The 19,905-nt window shown below is 31.6% G+C and carries 20 protein-coding genes and 2 pseudogenes; 6 read left to right on the forward strand and 16 right to left on the reverse strand.

The window, feature by feature from the left end; all coding sequences use genetic code 11:
• Nucleotides 1–80 precede the first annotated feature (80 nt).
• Nucleotides 81–548, reverse strand: a complete 468-nt coding sequence (locus tag BS101_RS10480; protein WP_073538776.1) for an Imm30 family immunity protein — start codon at nucleotides 546–548, stop codon at nucleotides 81–83.
• A gap of 15 nt (nucleotides 549–563) precedes the next feature.
• Nucleotides 564–1,250, reverse strand: coding sequence for a type VII secretion protein (locus BS101_RS22710; protein ID WP_156876029.1), 687 nt, complete (start codon nucleotides 1,248–1,250; stop codon nucleotides 564–566).
• Between the two features lie 22 nt (nucleotides 1,251–1,272).
• Between BS101_RS22710 and BS101_RS10490 the strand changes: the two are divergent.
• Together BS101_RS10490 and BS101_RS24590 are read left to right on the forward strand one after the other, a co-directional pair.
• Nucleotides 1,273–1,830 (forward strand): annotated as a pseudogene (locus tag BS101_RS10490) (IS256 family transposase); the annotation flags it as partial.
• A gap of 408 nt (nucleotides 1,831–2,238) precedes the next feature.
• The gene (locus BS101_RS24590; RefSeq protein ID WP_242951452.1) at nucleotides 2,239–2,418 is read left to right on the forward strand and encodes an IS3 family transposase; all 180 of its coding nucleotides are present in this window, start codon (nucleotides 2,239–2,241) and stop codon (nucleotides 2,416–2,418) included.
• Nucleotides 2,419–2,495: 77 nt separating this feature from the next.
• On the opposite strand, the gene BS101_RS10500 is transcribed toward BS101_RS24590, so the two are convergent.
• The 4 genes from BS101_RS10500 to BS101_RS23280 all read right to left on the reverse strand — a co-directional run bounded on the left by BS101_RS10500 (nucleotide 2,496) and on the right by BS101_RS23280 (nucleotide 4,361).
• Nucleotides 2,496–2,750, reverse strand: coding sequence for a DUF4277 domain-containing protein (locus BS101_RS10500; RefSeq protein ID WP_073538778.1), 255 nt, complete (start codon nucleotides 2,748–2,750; stop codon nucleotides 2,496–2,498).
• A 133-nt stretch (nucleotides 2,751–2,883) separates the two neighbouring features.
• The gene (locus BS101_RS10505; protein WP_073538779.1) at nucleotides 2,884–3,327 is read right to left on the reverse strand and encodes an SMI1/KNR4 family protein; all 444 of its coding nucleotides are present in this window, start codon (nucleotides 3,325–3,327) and stop codon (nucleotides 2,884–2,886) included.
• A gap of 15 nt (nucleotides 3,328–3,342) precedes the next feature.
• Nucleotides 3,343–3,645, reverse strand: a complete 303-nt coding sequence (locus BS101_RS10510) for an HNH/ENDO VII family nuclease (RefSeq protein ID WP_198039588.1) — start codon at nucleotides 3,643–3,645, stop codon at nucleotides 3,343–3,345.
• The gene (locus BS101_RS23280) at nucleotides 3,624–4,361 is read right to left on the reverse strand and encodes a hypothetical protein (protein WP_198039589.1); all 738 of its coding nucleotides are present in this window, start codon (nucleotides 4,359–4,361) and stop codon (nucleotides 3,624–3,626) included. The genes BS101_RS10510 and BS101_RS23280 overlap by 22 nt, the downstream gene beginning before the upstream one ends.
• A gap of 7 nt (nucleotides 4,362–4,368) precedes the next feature.
• Between BS101_RS23280 and BS101_RS23800 the strand changes: the two are divergent.
• A pseudogene (locus tag BS101_RS23800) lies at nucleotides 4,369–4,543 on the forward strand (IS110 family transposase); the annotation flags it as partial.
• 294 nt (nucleotides 4,544–4,837) lie between these two features.
• On the opposite strand, the gene BS101_RS10525 reads toward BS101_RS23800, so the two are convergent.
• From BS101_RS10525 to BS101_RS10550, 6 genes are all read right to left on the reverse strand, one after another.
• Nucleotides 4,838–5,305 (reverse strand): SMI1/KNR4 family protein, encoded by a 468-nt coding sequence (locus BS101_RS10525; RefSeq protein WP_073538781.1) that lies wholly within the window; start codon nucleotides 5,303–5,305, stop codon nucleotides 4,838–4,840.
• A gap of 15 nt (nucleotides 5,306–5,320) precedes the next feature.
• Entirely contained in the window at nucleotides 5,321–6,811 is a 1,491-nt protein-coding gene (locus BS101_RS22715; protein ID WP_073538782.1) for an HNH/ENDO VII family nuclease, read from the reverse strand.
• 374 nt (nucleotides 6,812–7,185) lie between these two features.
• Nucleotides 7,186–7,872, reverse strand: coding sequence for a FadR/GntR family transcriptional regulator (locus BS101_RS10535; RefSeq protein ID WP_073538783.1), 687 nt, complete (start codon nucleotides 7,870–7,872; stop codon nucleotides 7,186–7,188).
• A 214-nt stretch (nucleotides 7,873–8,086) separates the two neighbouring features.
• Complete coding sequence (locus BS101_RS24235) at nucleotides 8,087–8,905, reverse strand: methyl-accepting chemotaxis protein (protein ID WP_073538784.1); 819 nt, start codon at nucleotides 8,903–8,905, stop codon at nucleotides 8,087–8,089.
• Between the two features lie 99 nt (nucleotides 8,906–9,004).
• Complete coding sequence (gene bioB / locus BS101_RS10545) at nucleotides 9,005–9,991, reverse strand: biotin synthase BioB (protein ID WP_073538785.1); 987 nt, start codon at nucleotides 9,989–9,991, stop codon at nucleotides 9,005–9,007.
• Nucleotides 9,992–10,192: 201 nt separating this feature from the next.
• Nucleotides 10,193–11,350, reverse strand: a complete 1,158-nt coding sequence (locus BS101_RS10550) for a YibE/F family protein (protein ID WP_073538786.1) — start codon at nucleotides 11,348–11,350, stop codon at nucleotides 10,193–10,195.
• A 234-nt stretch (nucleotides 11,351–11,584) separates the two neighbouring features.
• Between BS101_RS10550 and BS101_RS10555 the strand changes: the two genes are divergently transcribed.
• Nucleotides 11,585–13,837: a cell wall-binding repeat-containing protein gene (locus BS101_RS10555; protein ID WP_073538787.1), complete on the forward strand. Its 2,253-nt coding sequence runs from the start codon at nucleotides 11,585–11,587 to the stop codon at nucleotides 13,835–13,837.
• Between the two features lie 104 nt (nucleotides 13,838–13,941).
• Here BS101_RS10555 and BS101_RS22720 read toward each other — a convergent pair whose 3' ends face one another.
• From BS101_RS22720 to BS101_RS10570, 4 genes are read right to left on the reverse strand one after another with little or no spacing between them, the layout of a single operon-like run.
• Nucleotides 13,942–14,109 (reverse strand): hypothetical protein, encoded by a 168-nt coding sequence (locus tag BS101_RS22720; RefSeq protein WP_156876030.1) that lies wholly within the window; start codon nucleotides 14,107–14,109, stop codon nucleotides 13,942–13,944.
• Nucleotides 14,110–14,111: 2 nt separating this feature from the next.
• Nucleotides 14,112–15,359 (reverse strand): Ger(x)C family spore germination protein, encoded by a 1,248-nt coding sequence (locus BS101_RS10560; RefSeq protein ID WP_073538788.1) that lies wholly within the window; start codon nucleotides 15,357–15,359, stop codon nucleotides 14,112–14,114.
• Entirely contained in the window at nucleotides 15,359–16,453 is a 1,095-nt protein-coding gene (locus BS101_RS10565) for a GerAB/ArcD/ProY family transporter (protein WP_073538789.1), read from the reverse strand. The genes BS101_RS10560 and BS101_RS10565 overlap by 1 nt, the downstream gene beginning before the upstream one ends.
• A gap of 20 nt (nucleotides 16,454–16,473) precedes the next feature.
• Complete coding sequence (locus BS101_RS10570) at nucleotides 16,474–17,970, reverse strand: spore germination protein (RefSeq protein ID WP_083585700.1); 1,497 nt, start codon at nucleotides 17,968–17,970, stop codon at nucleotides 16,474–16,476.
• Between the two features lie 347 nt (nucleotides 17,971–18,317).
• Here BS101_RS10570 and BS101_RS10575 point away from each other — a divergent pair, with 347 nt between their 5' ends.
• Both BS101_RS10575 and BS101_RS10580 read left to right on the forward strand, forming a co-directional pair.
• Entirely contained in the window at nucleotides 18,318–18,803 is a 486-nt protein-coding gene (locus BS101_RS10575) for a hypothetical protein (protein WP_073538790.1), read from the forward strand.
• A 21-nt stretch (nucleotides 18,804–18,824) separates the two neighbouring features.
• On the forward strand, nucleotides 18,825–19,886 hold the full coding sequence (locus BS101_RS10580; RefSeq protein ID WP_073538791.1) for a radical SAM protein: 1,062 nt from the start codon (nucleotides 18,825–18,827) through the stop codon (nucleotides 19,884–19,886).
• The last annotated feature ends 19 nt before the right edge of the window (nucleotides 19,887–19,905 follow it).

Genomic DNA, 19,905 nt, shown 5'->3' on the forward strand with positions numbered 1-19,905 from the left:
AGTCTAAATCATATAGCATAGTATTTTCGCAGTTAGTTTATACCAAATTTTGTAGCAAGTTCTACCTTAACTATTCAAAGTTAGTTTAAACCTGCTAGAAATTCATTAACTGCCATCTCAAATTTACTAGGATTTTTTTCCATTATGTCACTAAATAAATCTATAACTGTCTTCTTTATGGAACTATCTGAATTAGAAATAACTTTCACATAAATTTTTCGTGATGGAGCATCATTTAAAATTCGTTTATGAAGTACTTTAACCCATTCTTTAGCATGAGGATACATATCTGGTATAGCCTCTGCAAGCTTAGCTAAAGCTTCTTCTGCTCCGAACATTTTATCGTAAGATTCAATTGCATGTATTAATCCAAACATTACTTCATCATGTTCAGTTGAATCATCGAATCCTAAACACAGATATTTAATATTATTAACATCTTTCATACTAATAATATTTTCAACCGCTTGTTCAAAGTTTCTAATTTCTTCTTCTGTTTTAAGTAATCTATTATCCTTCAGCTTTTTTGCTTCAATATTTATATCCATTGTTCTTAACTCTCCTTACTTTTTATATAAATCTGGATATAGCTTCTTATTCATTTTTATCACATCTTCAAGCCCCTGTCTAATATCAGGTGTATAAAGATTGTCGTTTTGATATATACTTCTTGCATCTCGAATGTCGTGTGCTAGTGCATTACGAGGTGATAAATTTAGATAGTTTTGTAGTTTTTCCCCAGTCATACCATACGTATCAGTCAATCTATGCCTACCACCCTGACCCGGGAATGGCTGCTCCATATTCATCGCAACACCATCATTTTTAGGTACTCCTGCATTTGGTTCCATATATTTTGCTGATGGCATATGATGAGGAGTTATATTATCTCCACGTGAACCGGCATCTATCAAATCTTCATAAGTTCCAACATCACCCTCTCGAGGAAGTAGAGCTTTACTCGCCTCCTGGTATGCCTCTTTTCCCTTACCAACAATCTTTTTAGTTATATTCTTAGCAAGTTTTTCAATTTCACTAGCTCCACCAGCACCATTCATTGCAAATACAGTTCCGTTACTTAATTTGCCTGCTGCCTCTTCTACTTCTGGTGACATTCCTGCTTTTATTCCCTTGTATATCTTTCCTAATAGACTTCCTGCTCCTAGTGTACCTAGTCCAAACAACTGCTCTCCTGTACTATAGTGCTTTCCTGATACTAAATCCTTTCCTTCAACTATTTCACCTAACATTTTAAATCCACCAAATACTGGTATGAAAACAAGGGGGGTTTGCAATGTACTTGTATTCTGTGTGGATGGACTGAATGGATTTAAAGATGCAATAGGAACTGTATATCCTTTTACCAAAATCCAGAGATGTATAATTCATCAGCTGAGAAGCAGTATGAAATACATACCTTATAAAGATAAAAAGGTATTTGCAAAAGACTTGAAAGCTGTCTATGGTGCAGTAAATGAGGATGCCGCACTCGAGAATCTCATGGATGCAAAAGAAAAATGGGAAAGCAAATACCCAAATGCCATAAAAAGTTGGGAAGACAACTGGGATAACCTTGTAACTTTCTTCATGTTTCCTGATTATATCCGTAAAATCATGTACACTACAAATGCCATAGAGAGTCTTAACAGTCAGTTTAGGAAAGTAACCAAAACTAAGCTTATATTTCCAAATGACGATAGTCTCATGAAAATGTTGTACCTTGCCACGCAGAGAATAAGCAGGAAATGGACCCGTTCCTATGAAAATTGGGATATGGTTGTAAATCAGCTTAATATCTTATTCAGCAAAATATTGAACAGAGGAGCATAGAACCCACCAGGGACTCTGTCCCCGGACCCCTGAGGTTTATCCTCATGTGTTCTGTCAGGAACGGGTAAAACGGATAGTTTTTATCCTATCCGTTCCTGCATAGAACACCAATAATCGCTCAGGTTGCTCCTCAGCAGTGCCCTATATTATTATTGGCGTGTATATTATTGACCAAAAGTGGATATAATATACAATGTAATGCTGGTTGATAATTCGCAGTTATCGATACTAATTTGCATTAATTTACAAATCATAACATTCCAAAATTATTTGTCGAAAGAAAGAGAATACATATAATTATTTACACGGCCGAAAGCCTACTTCGAAAATGATACTTAGTTATTCCAAGAAAGCTTATCCATGGGATAATGCATGCATTGAATCCTTCCATGCAATCATTAAACGTGAATGGATAAATCGCTCTTTAGAATTAAAAATTATCGTCATGCATATATTCTTGTATTTGAATACATTGAAACATTTTATAATACCACAAGGATTCATAGTCATTGCAATTATATGTCACCAAATGAGTTTGAAAAAGCATATGAAAACGCCAAAGAGCTTATTACATCAACAGCAAGCTAAAATATGGAAATTGATTAGAATTTTCTCATTTTAATTTGTACTTTTTCTTGACATAGCACCATTGCTATGACCATGGGTTATTTTAATGCAATTATCATCTGATAATGGAGATCGGTATTCTCATAAAACTCATCTAATCTTGATAAAGGATGTCTGTCTACTAAAACATTAGCAATAATGGCTTCAATAGCAGTTCCCAGTGATACAATTCGTCTTTCTTTATCAAAATTTATCTTACCATTAATATATTTTGCAATCTTAAGCTTTCTGCAGTATTTTAAAATTAATGGTATAGCTCCATCCATAACAGGTTTTATATTTTTTATATTCATTTTTTCCTTCACGTACTATATTTGAACAATATAATAACATATTCTAATATCTTAGTAGAGTACTAAATCTAATTAATTATTTGCTAATTTTTACATGTGGAATGTAAGTTACTGCATTATTTAGATTATGTAGCTAATTTTCTGTAATCCTCTTCTTCAAAAACTCAATAAAATCATCTGCATAACGTTTATTAGCATTTAGAGAATAGATTGGATATTCATTTTCGTCATTCTTCATAGATAAATCAAAATAGAAAACATCATCATTTGCTTCACAAATTACAACTGCATTATCAGGATAATTTTCATTTTTTCTGTTTAATTCATACATATATACTATGTCTCCGCCAACAACAGAATCAAAGTCCTGTTCATATATACTATATATTTCTTCTCCGTAAATTTCTCCTCCACTATAGTTTTTTAACCACCATTTATAAGAATTAGGCAGTTCAAATCCTAAACGTTCTTCTGCCTTCTTTATCCATTCCTCGGATATTCCATCTCCGAAATCAGCAAACTCAACACAATTTTCCGATTCTGCAATTATGTTTTTTATTTCATCATACTTATTCATATTGTCCTCCTAATTTTAATTTGTAAAATCGTTTGCTTTATTTATCCAATAATCTTCTCTCCATGTGTCAAACACCCCTCTATTTATTCCAGAAGGCAATTCGCCAGTGTTAATATGGATTGTAGAATAGTTTTTTTGATGAAAAGATTGACTAACTTCAGCTATGGAACCCGATTGTGTTTGAGTTAAATGATGTAAGTTTATTGTTTTACCATCATATCCAATCGGAGCTCTACCAGATGCCATTCTTTCTACATTTGTACCAGTAACAGTTTTACCTTTTACCTTCCAAGAACTTATTGTATTAGGGTCAAACAAGTCATTTCTTTGATAGACTTTATTACCATTAAATTGTACAGTATTATCCCAGTACTTGTAAACTGGTTTATTAGCTTGTGTAACCCCCTGGTAGGTGAAACAAAAACAGTCCCTGCTGATATCTTTGGTTCATTAGTATAAAAAAGTTTATACCCATATAATTTATTGCTAATCACTTGACCATCTTTTGTCATTATATCATCATCAGAAAGTTCTACTCCATTAAATGTAAGTGGAGAATTTTCTGTTAAAACATAAGTATAAACATATCCATCTTTTTCATAAGTTATTTGCTTAGGCAAATTAGATATCTCATTTGGAAAATATGTCTTAAGCCCTACGACCATTCCCAAAGTAGTACAATTAATGTATTTCCATGCTTCTTCATACGTAAATATAGTTTCTTTTATTTTTTTATATTCGTCTTCTCCTAAAACAATTTTTGCATATTCTAGTATTTGCTTTTCTTCTGCTGTTAACTCTCCTGGATTCTTTAACATTAACTGCATTACCTTATTCTTATCTACTTGTCCATTTTCTGAAATAGCAGAAACACCCCTGAATTCAGATATTCCTACAGTTATTCCTGATATTTTTGAAAATACGGAACATATATTTTCTTCCATATCTCTTACACCATTACAATATTCATTAAATGAATCATTGAATTCTGTCAAGCTTGTTGTTTGATTTTTAAGCGAATTCTGTAAATTCAAAATATCATCTGTAATTAGACATATTCCTTGAATATCAAAAGTTCTATCAGAAGAAATTTGCTGAGGTAGCTACACATCAGCATAAACGAGCACTCGCATTAACATCTCGTAAATTGATTCGTTTGATTTTTGGATTGCTGGCTAAAGATCAACTCTACTCTTCAAATAGGGTAGATAAATAAATAGATTTTATATGAACATACGTTCTTTATTTGACGTATGCTTGTTAAAGTTACCCTTTTTTCTAGATTTCATTTCATCTTTTTTCATTTTGTTCTTGACATATTACCAAATTGCTTTCAATTTCTTTACATGGAAAAAGAGCCAATGCTTGTTCATTAGAAACATTGATTCTTATCGTTGTTATAACATATATTTAATTTTTCTTTTAGTTACAGCTCACTAAGCTATAATACAACACTTATTGAATTTACTCCTATTTATTAATTTCTACTATTATGCAATCTATATACACATTATTCTATATTGACTAATTGCAATAGAAAATCGCCGAAATCATCAGCTATCTTTTCATATTTTTGATTTTTATTATCTTCACCAGGTATATACGCTACTACTACTGGCTCTTTTTCTTCGTTTAAGTTGTTAAAATCCAGGCAGAATAACTCATCACCACCTGTTTCATATATGACAACTAAATTCATAGGTAAATCTACTTCTTCTCTTTCAGTAAGTGTATACCATATTCCATCTGGTACTGAAGACTCCTCAAAATCATCATCTATGACACCTAAAATTTCTTCTGCACCATAATTTCCTGCACCATATTTAATAAGAAATTCTTTATATATTCTTGAGAATTTTATTCCAAGTGCATCTTCTGCCTTCTCAATTAACTCCTCTGAACGTTCTCCAATAAAATGACACTTCTCTTTGTTTTTGCTCATAATTTCTACTGCTTTTTGATAATTAACGTAACTCATTTATTTGCCTCCTCATTACTTAAAATCATTAGCCCTGTTCTTCCAATAGGACTTTCTCAAACTATTAAATGCATTTCTATCAATTCCTGATGGAATAGTATTAGGATTGATATGGATTATACTTTTATTTTCTTGATGGAATGTTCGAGTAACTTCTGCTATTGCACTTTCATTTGTTTGAGTCATATGATGTAAGTTTATTGATTTTCCGTCTGTTCCTAAAGGTGCTAATCCTTGCTCCATTCTTTCAATGTTAGTTCTACCCATCTTATCAATTTTATTTGGATCTATTATATCATTTCTTTGATATACTTTTGTACCATTATGCTCAACTTTATCTGTCCAGAATTTTCTTCCACTAGTTGAACTAGCTTCAGCCGCCCTCTGGTATGGTGAAACAAAAACAGTTCCTGCTGATACCTTTGGTTCATTAGTATAAAAAAGTTTATACCCATATAATTTATTGCTAATCACTTGACCATCTTTTGTCATTATATCATCATCGGAAAGTTCTACTCCATTAAATGTAAGTGGAGAATTTTCTGTTAAAACATAAGTATAAATATATCCATCTTTTTCATAAGTTATTTGTTTAGGCAAATTAGATATCTCATTTGGAAAATATGTCCTAAGTCCTACATTAAGTCCTAAAATATCACTCTTAATATATTTTTCTGCTTCTTCATATGTAAATACGGTTTCTTTTATTTTCTTATATTCATCTTTACTTAGTACTTTTTCTACATATGATAATAACTCTTTTTCTCCATTAGTCAAGTCATTTGGATTCTTTAACATTAACTGCATTACCTTATTCTTATCTACTTGTCCATTTTCTGAGATAGAAGAAATACTCCTAAATTCAGATATCCCTACAGTTATTCCAGATATTTTTGAAAATACTGAACATATATTTTCTTCCATATCTCTTACACCATTACAATATGAATTAAATGAATCATTGAATTCTGTCAAACTTGCTGTTTGATTTTTAAGTGAATTTTGTAAATTGAGGACATCATCTGCAATTGGGAATGATGTAAAACTTAAACTATTTGCTAAATTTAATATTTCTTCAAATTTAGAATTCATCTTTTTATAATTATCTATACATTCACTAACATTATTATTTATTTGAAATTGTCCCCCATATTGGAGTGAAATAATTCCTGTATCATCATTTGTAAGGTCTGTCCCACCCCCACTTCTTTTTATGCAGTTTACAAAATCTTCACTTTGCTTTTTTAATCTAATTGCCCTTGGCTTTTCTTCATTTTCTAAAGCATTTTTCACGTACTTTATATCTTCTATTAAATTTGTATAAGACTCCTGTTTTTTAATATGCTCTTCCATAAATTTATCTTTTGCTTCACCTGACCATCCAGCTTCAGTAAGCTCTGCGATAGTTTTATTTATATTTTCTTTTTCTTCTTCTAATGTCTTTATAATGTTTTCATCTTCATTTATTGTATTAGTTAATTCACCAATATCTAATTTAAAATCCATTTATTTTCCCCCATGTACTAATCACTTTATTGTATTTTAACATTAGCAATATATATCTAATCTTTACATTAATATTCATGTATTTCCTTCATCTTAATGTTTTTGTACATGTGTGTCAATATTGTTTTATTCTTCCTGGATGCTGTAAAATATTTTAAGTTATTTTAAATTCATTGAGCTCTCTTCTGGCTCTCAAATTCTATTACTTAACTTTTTTAACATTTTATAAAAGCACTTATTGAAATTTTTAGAAGATTAACTTGTTATAACTATATATATCTATACGTTAATTCTGAACACACCTGCACAGCAGGTGATTTTCATATAGACAAAAATAAGTGTTAATTTTTATAATTATAAAAATTAACACTATTTTACTCTTCATATATACCCATGCCCCTCATTGCACGTATAATATGAAGCTTCATTGCAGTTTTTGCCCCCTCTGCATCTCTTTTAGATAAAAATTCCATTATCATGCGGTGATCATTTAGTGTATCTTGTATTACAACTTCATTATCATCTGACAACATAACACCCTTATCAATGGATTTATAAAGTATAGGCATAAGCCTATTCATAAATTCATTATGGGTGGCCTTTGCAATGGATTTATGAAAAGCCCTTTCAGTTTCAGTTCTGTCTTCTTTATTTAAAATTTTTTGTTCTTCTAGTCTACCATAGTAAATTATTCTTTTTATCTCCTTGTCTGTAGCCCTCTTTGCAGCATAATAGGCAGTTTCAGGTTCAAAAATCAATCTCATTTCATATAAGTCTCTGGCATTTAACTTTATTGTAGAAAGTTCCTCCAATCCAAAGTTTTCATGAAAACCTTCCTGATTTACTACAAATGTGCCTTTTCCCCTTCTAATTTCAAGAACATTACGGGCAACCAAAATACGAATAGCTTCCCTTAATGTAGTCCTGCTTACCTGCATAAGGACAGAGAGTTCATTTTCATTTGGAAGTTTATCTCCCACCGAAAACTTTTTATCTATAGTAATCATTGAAAATATATCCTCTGCAACACTTTGAGATAAATTCTTTTCTCTCCTTGGCATAAATCTCCTCCTTTTGCCTCCATATCTCTATAATATAATAAAATATTATGCCTTTCAAGAGAGATGTCATATGTTCCTCTACACATATGACATAGTATTACTATAATAATCAAGTAATTCAGAGGTTCAGGTAGAGTTTGCTATAGTGAAATGCTTATCTCCCATCTTAAAGAAGATGGGAATATTAGCTAATTCCAGCGTTGGGATAAAAACTTTACACATTTCTGGTCATATTCACCAGCACTTCTGAATTGGAAGTAACTCCCTCCAATGTAGAAGTTATTTCTTCTGTGGATGCAGCCTGTGATTCAGCCATAATTTTTGTACTGTTTATTTCTTTAATGACTTCATCTATAGCTCCTCTCATTTCTAAAAGTAATTTTGATATTTTCTTCGCCGATTCCCCACTTATTTGGGAAAGCTTTCGCATTTCATCTGCAACAACTGAAAAGCCTCTTCCCGCCTCTCCTGCTCTTGCAGCTTCAATAGCTGCATTTAAAGCTAGCAAATTGGATTGGGAAGATATGCCTGTTATGATATTCAGTATTCCATCTGTCTCTTTTATCTTTTCTCCTGTGGATTCAGCGGAGTCTACAATATTATTCATTGAACATAAAAGTTTTTGTGAATTAGCAGCAATTTCCTCTATACTTGCATTTGTCTGTTGTAATGAACTAAACATACTTTCCGTTGCCTGTTCCACCTTTAGGTGCCCAGTTAAACTCTTGCCTATGCCAACCCCTCCAATAACTTTTCCCTGTGAATTTTTAATTGGATATGAAACAGACTTAAATGGTACCCCATATACTTCTTCTGCTACTGTAACAACGTATATTTCACCATCATGAATCGTTTTATATAATGGCTCATCCACAGACAACTTCTGTCCGATTTTAATATGGAGATCAAGAGTGTCACCCTTACGATAGTACAAAAACTCATTAGTATCTGCTACAGCTACTACTATATCTTCTTGGAAAATATCTTTTAATACAGGTGCAACTTCTAAAAATGATTCAAGTATTTTTTCCATGCTTATTATGCCTCCCAAAATATCTTATTTAGTAGCTTTATTCGATTCATTTCACAAATACTTTAATACTTATATACCCATTAGGATATATTTTTCTACTTATACACATTTTTTTCTAATCTTCAATTTCAATTTATCTATCATCTTTTTATCATCGCATATTTTATTTCCCGATGTGGTAAGATAGTTTCCTGTAATTGTAGCATTGGCTCCTGCATAAAAACAATTTTCTCCAAAGCCTTCTATAAGATTTCTTCCACCTGCAAGTCTTATGAAAGCTTTAGGATTTATAAATCTAAAGATTGCTATGGTCTTTAATATTTCATTTTGGCTTAACTTAGGAGCATTTTCCAGTGGTGTTCCTTTAACCGGATTCAATACATTTATGGGAATGGATTTGGCCTCAAGCTCCTTAAGCTGAAAAGCTAATTTAACTCTATCTTCCAGGCTCTCTCCAAGTCCAATAATTCCCCCTGAACACACCTCTAGCCCTGCTTTTTTCACTGCATTTATAGTATCTATTCTTTCATCGTAGCTGTGGGTTGTACATATTTCCTTATAATATTCTCTGCTGGTTTCTAAGTTATGATGATACATTGTTACCCCGCATTGTTTCAATCTAATCAAATCTTCATATCCCAATATACCAAGTGAAGCACATAAATCTATTCTATTCTCTTTATTTAGTTCTTCATATATATCCAATACCTTTTCAAAATCTTTTCCACGAATTCCCTTACCACTTGTAACCAGAGAAAATCTATTTACTCCTTCATTTTCATTTTCCCTTGCCAATTTTAAAGCTTCTTCTTTTGAAACTAGTTCATAATTTTCTACATTGGTTTTATAATGTCCAGACTGGGCACAAAACTTGCAATCTTCAGTACAATGTCCTGATTTTGCATTCATTATAGTGCATAGATCTACTTCCACACCGCAATAAAAATTCCGTATATTATCTGCACTATGGCATAACTGTTTTACATCTACTTCTCCTTCAATACTCGTTAACTGCATAGCTTCTTTAAAATTTATAGCTTGTCCCTCTAAAACTTTTTCTTCTAAGTATTCAATAAATTTTTTCAAGTTAAACTCCCCTTCCATAATATTTTAATTAATATATACTATATATTAATATAATATCTTCATATTGTAAACCTTAAAAAAACATGGGTTTACAATAAAAAACTTATTGAGGAGAGCAGCATTACCATACTCCACCTTGAAGAAGAAGTGAGGGGATTAGCTAATTACAACCTTTGGATAAAAGTTTAAAAATTATTTTTCTCATCTACTTTTACCTGAAAATTTTGTAATAATTTCTGCTGAAATAAATGAAACTAAGGGAACTGTAAAGATTATTGCCATACTGCCAGTTAACCCCTGAATTATTTCTAAACTTACCATATCCATATTGATAAGTTGATTATAGCTTACATTATAAGAATAAATTATTATGAGCATAGTAAGTGATGCCCCTGTAAAAGCTAAAATTAAAGTATTGGCCATAGTGCCCATCATATCTTTTCCTACATTCATTCCTGACTTAAATAGCTCTTTTTTATTTATATTAGGATTAGATGTATATATTTCCTGTATAGAAGAAGCTATTGATATACTAAGATCCATTACAGCTCCTAGAGATGCTATTAAAATTCCTGCAGTTAACAATTGATATACTTTCATACCAGATACATTAGAAATCATATTGAGACTTTCAACTCCAGTTAAATTAAGACCTGTCAAATGGGCAAAGTGGCCAAATATGAGTTCAATTATCCCTGCAATTATAACACCAGATATGGTACCTAATATAGCCGATAAAGTTTTTGCACTCCAGCTATTTAATAAAAATAGTGTAACACAGGTTGTTATAATTATTACTATAATCGAGGCTAAAATCGGAGAATACCCCCTGTATAACAGAGGTATAAATAAAAATATAATACAGGTTAATGTAAATACAAGACCTAATACAGATCTAAATCCCTTTTTCCCACCTATTATGCAAATGGCAGCAAAAAAAATAAATATAAATATATATTGAATACTGGCTCTGTAATAATTATATACTGTCACACCATATGTACCACCATTAGCTGTAGAAATATCTACTATTATTTTCATGTTAGGCTTTAGATATACATTATGAGTGTCACTTAAATAATTTGTTACTTTTTTAACCTCATCTTTATGTTCTCCTGAAAGAATTTTGATTTGAGCCTCCTGAGTACCAAAATATATGTTTTTAGATTGTTTAAATTGTGTTAAAGAATTGTTTTTTACGGATACTACCTCTGCTTTTTCATATCTTATGTAAGATTTTCCATTTTGCTTATTATATGTTACAGGATTACTTACATTAAAATAGTATAAAAAAATACCAAATAATAATACCACTATTAAAAAAATTGATACTTGAAATATCTTTGAATATCTAATCATGAATACTCCTCCATGTGGCTTTAACTTAGATGTTATTTTAAAAATTATATTATATATTTTAAAATATACAATGTTAATGGAATGTACTGATAAAGGTTCTGTAAAGTTTACGTTAAATATAGAATGTTATTGTTATTTTACATAAATTTTACATAAATGAGACAGATAAAATACAAAAATATCATTAATATATATATTAGCTGTAGATGAAAATTATTTTAAGGAGGAAATTTTATGAAACAGTACGCAGAAAAAATATCATTATTTTTTCTATGCTTTTTGTTTGTACTTTCAAGTCTGGTAATACCCATACCTGTTAGTGCCGAAACTACAACAACCCAAAGTATCAGTATAGATGAAACAACAGCTTCTGCAGATGATACTATTAAAGATGTAACCCTTGCACCTGGAAAGGATCAGTCCCAATTAAATTTCACATGGTATTCCAAAAGTGCTTCAGAGCCACAGGTACAGCTTGCTCTAAAGTCTGATATGAGTGGAAGCGAATTTCCTATAGATAAAGCTCAAACATTCAATGGAGAAAAATCTAACGGAAATGATGAATATATTTCTAATAAGGTAACAGTAACAGGGTTAAAACAAGGCGTAGAATATGTATACCGTATAGGTGACGGAACTAACTGGAGCCAGGTTAACAGCTGCACTACTCAGGATATATCAAGTGGATTCAACTTTTTGCTTGCAGGAGACCCACAAATTGGTGCCGGCGGTGATCTAGCTAAAGATGGTGCAGGATGGTTAGATACATTAAATAAAGCTACAAACAAATTTTCTAATTTTAGTTTTATAATGTCCGTAGGTGACCAGGTAAATAACGGCTCAGAACTTAATGGACAAAGCAATGAATTGGAATATGATGAGTTCTTTAAACCAGATCAGCTAAAAAATATGCCTGTTTCCACAATTCCAGGGAACCATGAAAGCTATGGATCAGGCCATATTACTCATTTCAACCTTCCGAATATGTCTGATAAATATGGTATTTTTACTGACAATGGGTATGAATCAGATAAAAGCAGCGGCACTACAGGCAATGATTACTATTATGTGTATGGAAACACACTGTTTATGATGCTTAACAGCAATGATATAAATGCCCAGGACCATAAGGCATTTATGCAGGAGGCAATAGCTGCAAATCCAAACATAAAATGGAAGATAGCAGCAATGCACCATTCCATTTACAGCTCAGCAAATCATGAGACAGATGAAGATATAGCTGCAAGAAGAGTTACCCATCCAGAAGTCTTTGAGGATCTCGGCATAGATGTAGTTTTGTCCGGACATGATCACAGTTATACAAGGACTTATCAAATGTCAGCGGGAGAAGCCGTTAATGTTGAAGATGCAAAAGATGGTAAAGTTACAGATCCAAAAGGAGTTCTATATATATCTACAAACTCAGCCAGCGGTAGTAAATATTATGAGCTGCAGCAACCTGATGTGAATAACTATTATGAAGCTAAAAAAGAACAGGATCATGTTCCAACATTTTCGGATGTAAACATAAAAGATAACAGCTTCACCATTACAACTTATAGGACTGATACCATGGAAGCTATCGATACTTATACTATAAATAAACAAGCTTTTAAACAAGTAAGATTAGGTGGTTCAAATAGATATGAAACTTCAGTAAAAATATCACAAAATGGATGGACTAATGCAGATTCAGCAGTATTAGTTTCCGGGGAAGCTTTTGCCGACGCACTTAGTGCAGCACCTTTTTCAAAACAAATAAATGCACCTATACTGTTAACTTCAAATGATTCACTTGATAAAAACACAGCAGCAGAACTTTCAAGATTAAAAGTGAAAAAAGCATATATAATTGGAGGTACTGGAGTTGTATCAAGTCCAGTAGAAAATTCTATAAAAACTATGGGAATAAATACAGAGAGAATATCCGGTTCAGACAGATATGCTACTTCACTTGCAGTTGCAAAACAAATAAGTAGCCCAGGACAAGTATTTATAGCTTCTGGAAACGGATTTGCAGATGGCATATCCATATCATCTTATGCAGCCTTATCAGGAAGTCCTATACTTTTGACAGATGGCAGCCAGTTAAGTGATGATGCTTTGCAATATATAAAAGACAACAAAAGTACACCATACATAATTGGTGGAACTGGAGTTATAAATGATAGTATAGTTAAAAATTTAGAAGCTGAAAGGATATCAGGCCCAGATAGATATGCCACAAATCTTGCCGTATTAAATAAATTTAATGATAAATACAATTTATCCAATATTTATCTTGCCTCAGGAAGTGAATTTGCAGATGCCCTCTGTGGTTCTGCTTCAGCTGGTAAAGAAAATGCACCAGTTGTATTACTTAATACAAATAATTATAGTGCTATAAAAAATTATGTTAAATCAAAAACAGCAAATACCAATCGGATTGATATTCTGGGAGGAGAAGGAGTAGTATCTCAAGATATTGTTAATCAGATTTTACAATGAAAAATTACTTTCCTAATCAACAATCTTAGTATTACCTGAAATAAACTCATTACTTACTTGCATGACACCACTTAATACTGCTTTAAATAAGCAGCATTATATCCTTATAATCTGTTATTAATTTTTATCCATATAGATAGAAATAATATAACAAGTGCCAGTATCATTATATTAATACTGGCAAATTTTTTTCCTTCTTTCCAAACTTCTATACCTACTTTAACTGTATAGAAACAAATAAGAATATAAACTAATATTATTATCCATCCCATGGTTAATCCTCCTGTAGCTTTTGTGGTGGATTAAGCTGTTTTCCAAAACTCTTTATTGTTACATCAAAATTTACAGAGACTTCTGCTTTTGTATATTTATCCATCCAGTTGTACTTCTTATATTCTTCAAAAGTCCAAAATTTTTTTCTAACCTCTAATTCCCATAAAAAAGGCTCTCCACCAAATACTTCTTGTGTCTTTTTTACGAGCTTACCTGCTTTTTCTTCAAGCTGACTCTTTATTGCATTTCTCAGCAGCTGCTCATTATCTTTAACTTGAACATATTTTACAAAGCTGGGTATGGCTAAAACTTCTACTTTTACAGGTACGATAACATTAATCCTTGGTTTATTTGAACTAATGTCAATTTTAATTTTAGTATCTTTACTCTTTATCAGCCTTGCAGATACTTTATATGTTCTATCAATTGGATCTTCAAAGGTAAAAAGCATACTCTTTACTTCATTTTTAGGCCTTAAAAGTACCACAAACCTATTTTCATTACCTGTAAGACTTCCTATCATTTTTCCTCTTTTAAATACTGCTGCACCTATCATTTGGGTTGGATTACCTCCTTGCAAATCCACCTGTCCTGGAAGATAATCAGCTTCATTTCCATCATCATTAGAAGAATATCGCCTTGTCGTCGTATAAACTCCTAGAAATAAGCTTGCATTTTCTTCCGTTCTCTGTAAAAATCTATTTAAATCAGATATAGTTATAAATCCCGTATCTCTCCATCTATTTATGATAAAATCAAAATACTTATTTGTTCTATCTTCCAGTTTTGGATCATTTTTATTTAAAAATTCAGATGCTTTTTCACGACACACAAATATACTCATGGACCTTCTAAATTCCTTATCCCTAAGCGCTGCCTCTAAAACATGGAAAAATTCTGAAGTTTTCGCAAAATCTTCGCCTACAATGAGAATTCTAGCATGTGCTAGAGTAACCCTTCTGGCCACAACTACATTTGCCATATCCCTAGCTGTAATTAAATCCGGTGATTCGAAGGTAACATTTTCATTTTTTTGTTGATTAGCAGACCCACTCACATTTGCAGAACCCATGCCATATTTTACATTAGCAATCTGATATGTAATACTCAGATTATTATTTTTTCCCTTATCAATTCCTATAGCAGATACATATCCCTGCTCCTCTAGTTCCACAACATCCTTATAGCATCCGCTGCATAAAATCATCACTAAAATAGCAGTAATCAGGTAACAGATTATCTTCCTCATCACTTTTTATAATCCCCCTTCCACTGTGAAATTGCCAAAAGCACTAGGGGTAATATTATACTAACAATGGCTATTATGGGTACTGCTCTACTGTTAAAAAAATCAGAAAAATCACGTGAACTCTCAGGTATTACACTTAGTATAGCTATAAGTGCGGCTATAGGTGGAATTAGAGATTCAATTTTCATCAATTTTAACATATAGGTAAAGATAGCAGAAACTAAATATAGAGCTATGGCATAATAAATTGTAATTACTACAACCACACATGGAAAAAATATAGCCTGCAAATTTGTAATGAACCTAGTTAAATGGAGCATCCTGGTAAGTGTGTGGAAAGGATAATTCATAACTATAATAGATGGATAATCAAAAGTCATCTGAAAGAATGCAAAAGAAACACTCAGGATAAAGGCAGATACTGCCAGTGCAATTAAACTGGCATGTTTAAAGCTTTTATAATTTCTAAACATAGGATAACAAACAGATAATGCTATTATTCCCTGATAAATAAAACTATTACGTATACCTCCTATTATAATATGTTTCACACCTTTTCCTGCAACAGGAAATAAAAATTGGGTTGTTATGAGGGGTATGGAAAATAAAATAAGAGCAATAAAAATACCTATAATATAGAATATTAACATCAATGATGTTCTTGCAATGGCTTTTAATCCTAATATAGCTATAAAACAACTAGTTCCCATTAGTACAATTATCAAATAATATATGTTCGTATTAGGGAAAAAAATTGTATTAATAGCATTACAATCATCAGCTAAATTCGAGGAAATAATTGTTACATTTGTTATTAAAAGCACATAACTTATCAGAAAGCCAATATACTTTCCAGTCAAACAATAAATTATGTCTATAAGCCCTTTATCTTTATATCTCTTTAAAAGACATAATACACTTAATATTGGTAAAATTAATATTGCTGCAGAAAATATAGGAATCATCCATCCCGCATTCTGGGCAGTTTTAAACAAAACACTAGCTGTATTATTGGTGATTTTCTCAAAAAATATAATAATTATTAAAGCCGCACATTCTCTAGCACCAATTTTGCTGTGAGAATTTTGGAGCATTTAGGATCCACCACCTTACTTTATTTTTGCCTGCATTCATCCTGTGGATTCATGTTAGTAGGTCTTTGTTTTTGCTTAAATATAGGCTTTCTTGTAATAAAATCCTTAGAAGAAGGATAATATGGGGCCTTAGGCGAAAAAAATGGAATTCCAAAGGATTCAAAAGCACAGGTATAAGCTAAAAAAGCTGTGGCCAATAATCCAACTCCGTAGAGTCCACCAATGGCTCCAACTATCAAAAATGCAAACCTCCCTATTCTCACTAAAAAACTTAAGTTCATCTCCGGAATAGCAAAGGAAGATAACCCTGTAAGAGCTACAATTATTACTAACATAGGACTAACAATAGTAGCTTCTACTGCTGCCTGACCTAAAATTAGTGCTCCAACAATTCCTATGGTAGATCCCATACTTGAAGGCATTCTTACCCCTGCTTCCCTCATAAGTTCAAAAGATATTTCCATTAATATAATCTCAAATATCACAGGTAAAGGTAACTTTTCCCTTGAGGCAGCGATAGCAATAACTAAATCAGTAGGAATCATATCTACATGATAAGTAGACACCGCTATGTATATTCCTGGAAGAAACAAAGAGATAAAAAATGCAACTATTCTTATAAAGCGTAAGAAATTGCCATACATCCATCTTTGATACATATCTTCAGAGGTATGAAAAAAGCTCCAAAAGGTTACCGGTACAATAATAACATTAGGTGCAGCTCCAATTAAAAGCGCTATATGTCCCTCCTTTAAAAAAGAAGAAACTCTGTCCGGTCGCTCTGTCTCAATGGTAGATGGAAGAATTGAATAGGGTCTGTCTTCTATCCATTGTTCAAGAATAGATGCATTTTCAATGCTTTCATCGGTAATTTTACTTATTCTCACTTTGACTTCTTTAAGCAGTTCAACATTTACAATATTTTTTATATACATAATAAATACCTCATTATGATTGCCTTTGCCAACAGGCATAACTTCTGTAATTAACTGCGGATTCTTTAATGATTTTCTTATTAAGGAACGGTTACCTTCATTCCATTCAGTAAATGCTTCTTGGGGACCTTTCAATGTATTTTCAACTATTGGCTTTTCTATATTTCTATGCTGAGATTTTGAAGTATGAATAAGTAAGGCCTCATTGTACCCATCAACAAATAATATGGTGTCTCCATTTAAAATCCCTTCAATTGCATCTTTATATATACTTACTTTTGAAACAATTTTCATAGTTAAAACCTGTTCCATTAAAATTGTTCCTATATCTCCACATAGATTCTGCAGCCTAGTATACATCAGCGGCGAAATAATATGACTTTCCACTCTCTCTTTATCTACAATTGTATCCAGACATAAAATGCTTCCCTTTTTATCTAGGCACTGTATGTATATATCTTTAATAAGATAGTCTTTATTTATGGGATAAGAAAAAATTTCATTCATTTTTTCTACATTTTGATTTAAGTTTATTGATATAGGTTCTTTTATCATATTGTTATCCACAGTAGAAGCTTTCAAACATAGTCACCCCCGGTTCTATAATTTCTGGAAACTTGTTATTACATAATCTATTTAAGATATTATGTGCATTTTTTAATAAAATATGAAAAATTACAGTTAACTCTTAAATACTGCAGCAGCTTTACAATCAGAAATTGCATGATAATTCATACATTAATAATTTATAGGTTATTTTTTTAATAAATACATAAAAATTTACCTACAAAACTTGACTTTCAATAAAATAAAAAATATAATAATACGAAACAATACAAAACGTAACTAAAATACCTATTTTGAGAGATTATATAACTTTTAATACTAAAATGAATTAAAACATCTAAAAAATTGAGAGGTGAAAAATTATGAAAATAAGAACTGATTATGTAACAAACAGTAGTTCTGTAAGTTACATAATTACAATGAATGTGGACTTTATTGAGTTTATGAAGAAGAAAAAACCCGAATTTTATACTAACAATGTAAAAAGAAGTAGAATCTATAATGCAGTACGAGAAGATTTAATCAATACTGGAACAAAGGTGAAATTACTTGACAGAGAAGTATACTCTAAGAGATATGCACTTATTAAAAAGAGAGACTGTAAGTATGATATTTCATTTGATAAACCTATAGAAGATATAGACTTTTCAACTTTAAGTGAGGAAGAATTATGGTCTTATATATATGGCGAATATTTTGTAAACGGAAAACTTTCTGGCGAATTTAAAGGCTTTGGCTCTGTTCAGGTAATAAAAGATGATACTCCTCCCATAGAAAAAAATTGTGAAAATATAGCTTGCGGCAGTTGTGAAAAAAAGGATACTGATAAATGTGACAAAATCAAGTGATATTTACTGGAGGTAGAGTAGATGAAAGTAAGAAGGCATAGTAAAAATTATAACTTCTATGGAGATACTGAAACAGGAGTAACTATGCGCTGGGGAAGCTCCATTAATACTAATCCAGAATATGCACCCTGGCCTGAACTAGCGGATATTTCAATTAGCAATCATTGTACAAAAGGATGTGAATTTTGTTATAAGGGAAGCACAGAAAATAATTCTTTTATGCTGCTGGATGAATATGATTATGTTTTGTCCTCTCTAAATAGTAAAAGGTGGGGAAATGTATTTCAAGTTGCTTTAGGTGGTGGTGAACCTTTGGAACATCCATCTTTTATAAAAATAATTAAAAGAACAAATGAAAAAGGTATTGTAGCAAATTTTACAACTAACGGAATTCATCTTGATAAAACTACAATCAAATATATTAAAGATAAAGTAGGTGCCGCTGCAATATCAATAGGTACAGTGAATGAATTAAAGCTAGATAAAATAAAACTTCTTACAGATGAAGGCATAAAGGCAAATATACATTTTATCTTAGACAATACATCAATATATGAGGCTATAGACATTTTAAAAGGCAAGTATAATGATTTGCTTAAAAATATTAACGGTATAATCTTTTTAACCTACAAACCTAAAGGGAGAGCTTCTATGAATAAATGTTTAAATATAGATGAGAAGCTTGAAGAATTTACAGCCCTGACAGAAAAGAGCATGTGTACTGCCAGAATAGGTTTTGATGCCTGTTTTGTACCAGTTTTAATGAAATACACAGATGTTAACGTGGACTATATTGATTCCTGTGAATGTGGTTTTTTTTCAGTTTATATTGATGAAGAACTAAATGTAATACCCTGTTCCTTTGCCAATAATCAAAGATTTTCATACAATTTAAAAGAATATACTATGGAAACCATATGGCAGCAGAAATACGAGAATTATAGAAAAGAAATACTAAAGAATACCTGTATTAGTCATTGTAAGAACAAAATACACTGCCGTGGAAAATGTATTTATTATGATAAGTTGTCCTTTTGTTATAAAGGTCCGGAAACTGAAAAGCAGATTTTAGAAGTCTATTAAAAAATAACATTATAAGATC

It is taken from the genome of Clostridium kluyveri (assembly GCF_001902295.1).
GTDB classification, from domain to species: Bacteria; Bacillota; Clostridia; order Clostridiales; family Clostridiaceae; genus Clostridium_B; species Clostridium_B kluyveri_B.